This is a genomic window from Bradyrhizobium sp. PRIMUS42, from assembly GCF_023006515.1.
In the GTDB taxonomy this organism is placed as follows: domain Bacteria; phylum Pseudomonadota; class Alphaproteobacteria; order Rhizobiales; family Xanthobacteraceae; genus Bradyrhizobium.
This window is the reverse complement of the sequence record NZ_JALBGZ010000709.1, coordinates 1-3,191: the sequence shown is the minus strand read 5'-3', so window position 1 is coordinate 3,191 and position 3,191 is coordinate 1. Positions and strand designations below refer to the sequence as shown.

At 66.2% G+C, this 3,191-nt stretch carries 2 protein-coding genes and 2 pseudogenes; 1 reads left to right on the top strand and 3 read right to left on the bottom strand.

All coding sequences use genetic code 11. The features are described 5' to 3' along the window. Both MOV75_RS32280 and MOV75_RS32275 read right to left on the bottom strand, forming a co-directional pair. The coding region (locus tag MOV75_RS32280; protein ID WP_247007342.1) for a DUF1688 family protein at positions 1 to 645 on the bottom strand (645 nt) is incomplete at its 3' end. 7 nt (positions 646 to 652) lie between these two features. Continuing rightward, positions 653 to 1,909 (bottom strand): GTP cyclohydrolase II, encoded by a 1,257-nt coding sequence (locus tag MOV75_RS32275; protein ID WP_246920517.1) that lies wholly within the window; start codon positions 1,907 to 1,909, stop codon positions 653 to 655. 325 nt (positions 1,910 to 2,234) lie between these two features. Between MOV75_RS32275 and MOV75_RS32270 the strand changes: the two are divergent. After that, positions 2,235 to 3,095, top strand: a pseudogene (locus MOV75_RS32270) (pyridoxal-phosphate dependent enzyme); the annotation flags it as partial. Here the strand turns inward: MOV75_RS32270 and MOV75_RS32265 are convergent. Then, positions 3,074 to 3,191 (bottom strand): annotated as a pseudogene (locus tag MOV75_RS32265) (carbohydrate ABC transporter permease); the annotation flags it as partial. The pseudogenes MOV75_RS32270 and MOV75_RS32265 sit on opposite strands and share 22 nt — an antisense overlap.

The window sequence follows — 3,191 nt, the reverse complement described above, 5'->3', positions numbered from 1 at the left end:
CGGCCGTGGCGTGTCATGCAGGCCGAACACGTCAGCGCGCTCCGTCACCAGCCTGCCCAGGCGCCGCAGCAGATCGGTTCGCCCTTCGAGCCCGAGCAGCGGATTGGCCGCGCTCACCTGAAATGCCGCCGTAAGCCCGGCGAGCGGCAGTTGAGCGAGCACGTCTGCATCGGCCCTCAAGGGCGAGCCGGCATCGCGCGAAAAAAGACCGTTCGCGAACATGTCGAGGCTGGCGATCGCGAGCCCCTCGGACCGGCCGATGCTTTTACCGCTGATCGCGTCGCGATATCGCCACGCCGCACCAGCGCCGGCATCGAGCAGCACGCTGACGATGGCAAGGTCGAACTCGGCCCGCGCCCGCGCCGCGCGATCCGGCAACGAGGCTACATTCGCAAGGCCCGCCCAGCGGTCGACGCCCTCAATCACAAAGTGCCGCCATCGTGCGTGGAAGGGCACGTCCAGCGCCGGATAGGCTTTTCGCGTGACCGCGAGCACGGCCTCCGCAACGCCATCCATGCGGTCGAGATCAACAATGAAATGGCTCAAGCCGCCGGCGAGGCCGATATCGAGCATCTCGCCGGCCCGCGCGCGAACTGCTGCTGCGGTGAGCAGCGCGCGCGCCTGTCGTTCCAAAGCCTCCGCCATCGCGCGATCAGTATTTTTCCAGTGAGCGGCCGACCACGCCGTCCACGTCCTTCTCGGGCGCGATGTCGGTCGAGTAATAGCCGGCGGCCTTCTTGGCCGCGATCTCGACATAGGCGTCGGCCGGGATCAGCTCCGGCGGGATCGGCACACGCTCGACGATGTCGATGCCCTGCGAGGTCAGCGCGTCGTATTTCATGTCGCTCATGGACAGGAAGCGGTCGATGCGCTTCAAGCCGAGCCAGTGGATCGTGTCCGGCATCAATTGCTGGAAGCGCGCGTCCTGCACGCCGGCGACGCATTCGGTCCGTTCGAAATAGGCCGCGGCCGCATCGCCGTCCTCCTGGCGCTTGCGCGCGTTGTAGACCAGGAATTTGGTGACCTCGCCGAGCGCGCGGCCCTCTTTCCGATTGTAGACGACGAGCCCGAGCCCGCCCTCCTGCGCGCCGCGCGCGGATTCCTCGATGCCGTGGATCAGATAGGGCCGGCAGGTGCAGATGTCGGAGCCGAACACGTCGGAGCCGTTGCATTCGTCATGCACGCGGCAGGTGATTTTTGTGCGATGGTCCGGCAGTTTTGTCACATCGCCGAACATGTAGACGGTGGTGCCGCCGATCGGCGGCAGGAACACCTTCATGTCCGGCCGCGTCACGAGCTCGGGGAACATGCCGGCGGTCTGCTCGAACAGCGTGCGCCGCAGCTCGGTCTCGCCGGTGCCGAAGCGCGCCGCAAGGCCGGGCAGGTACCAGACCGGATCGATCGCGATCTTCACCACGGAGACGCTGCCATTGGCGTGCACGACCTCGCCGTCGGCGCGCAGCCGTTTTGCAGCGAGTGCCTCGCGGATCTCCGGCAGGTCGAGCCGCGCCCGCGTCACCGCGATGCTCGGCCGGATGTCGACACCCTCCGCAATGTCCTTGCCGAAATTCTCGGCGACGAGATGTCCCCACGGATCGAGCGCGACGATCTTTGCCGGATCTTGCCACTGCTCGAACGGGCCGATGGTCGCGGCCGGAAACGTGTTGGTGAGATCGGGCCGCCGGATCGGATCGAGCGCGCCGGCGGAGACCGCGAGCGCGCGGTACATCGCATAGGACCCGCCATGGCTGCCGATCACGTTGCGATCCCCAGCGCGTGAGACCGTGCCGATGATCGGCCCCCGTGCGCGCGCGTCCGCAGCGCCCCAGTGAATCGGGAAGGCGGCCTTGCCGCCCGGCTCCGGATGCGAGGTCAGGCGGATGTGGTCGGTACGGTTCGCGCGGCTCATGACCAAACTCCCAAAAAGCCAACGGCCCGCCGCTCGGACGGGCCTGGCTCGGTCGCGTTGCCGACGCGGAACACCGGCGACGCAAGCTCAATCCAACATATTGTAGCGGCAAGGCACGACAGACAAGTTAATCGTACGGGGCGGTCCAAAGGCCCGTTTCAGCCGCCGCCCCGATCGGCGAACGACGCCAGAACGCTCTCTATATCTATGTAATTGTTCGAATTTTTGAAGGGGCCGGCGGCGCCTTCGCCGTCCAAACAGGTGACTGGATAAAACCTGATTATTCGGACATATCGACCGGATCGGCTCTGCCCCGGAGACTCCCATGCCCGCCAGCTACATCGATCCCCGCAACGGACAGCTCTATTCCCTTGACCAGCCGCGCTGGTGCTCGGACGAGCGCACGCCGCTGCTGGTGACGCCCGGGGCAGGGATTTCGCGCGAGGACATCGAGCTCCGTACGCGCTCGCTCTGGCGTTACCGGGCGGCGCTGCCGGTCGAGATCAAAAATCCGATCACGCTCGGCGAAGGCTGCACGCCGCTGGTGCAGCAGGACTGGGGCGAGTTGCGCCCGTTGTTCAAGCTCGAATGGTTCAATCCGACCGGCAGCTTCAAGGACCGCGGCTCCGCCGTGATGCTGTCCTTCCTGCGGCAGATCGGCATCTCAGCCATCCTGGAAGACTCGTCCGGCAATGGCGGCTCGTCGATGGCGGGGCTGGGCGCTGCCGGCGGCATGCGCGTGAAGATTCTGGCGCCGGCTTCGACCTCGCCGGCCAAGATCGCGCAGGTGCGTGCCTACGGCGCCGCGGTGCAGCTTGTCGAGGGACCGCGCGAGGAGTCGGAGGCCGAGGCCATCCGTCAGTCGAGCCAGACCTTTTATGCCAGCCACAATTGGCAGCCGTTCTTTCTCGAAGGCACCAAGTCGCTCGCCTATGAGATCTGGGAGGACTTCGGCTTTCGCGCGCCCGACAACGTCATCGTTCCCGTCGGCGCCGGCAGCAGTCTCTTGGGCTGCGCCTTCGGCTTCCGCGAGCTGCGCAAGGCCGGTCAGATCGCAAAGCTGCCGCGCCTGTTCGCGGCGCAGCCGCTCAATTGCTCGCCAATCGACGCCAGCTTCAAGGCCGGCGCCGATACGCCCGTCGCGCGCGAGGTCAGCAAGACCATCGCCGAAGGCACCGCGATCCGCGTGAATGCCTCGCGCCAGGTATGACCAGCGAGGCGATAGGCATGCTCGATGTCGGGGCTGATGTCCTCGAAATAGCCGCGCACGATCCACAGGATC

Bases quoted from the DNA above. Each gene is read 5' to 3' on its own strand.
- MOV75_RS32275 (WP_246920517.1), bottom strand. From the start codon at position 1,909: ATGAGCCGCGCGAACCGTACCGACCACATCCGCCTGACCTCGCATCCG.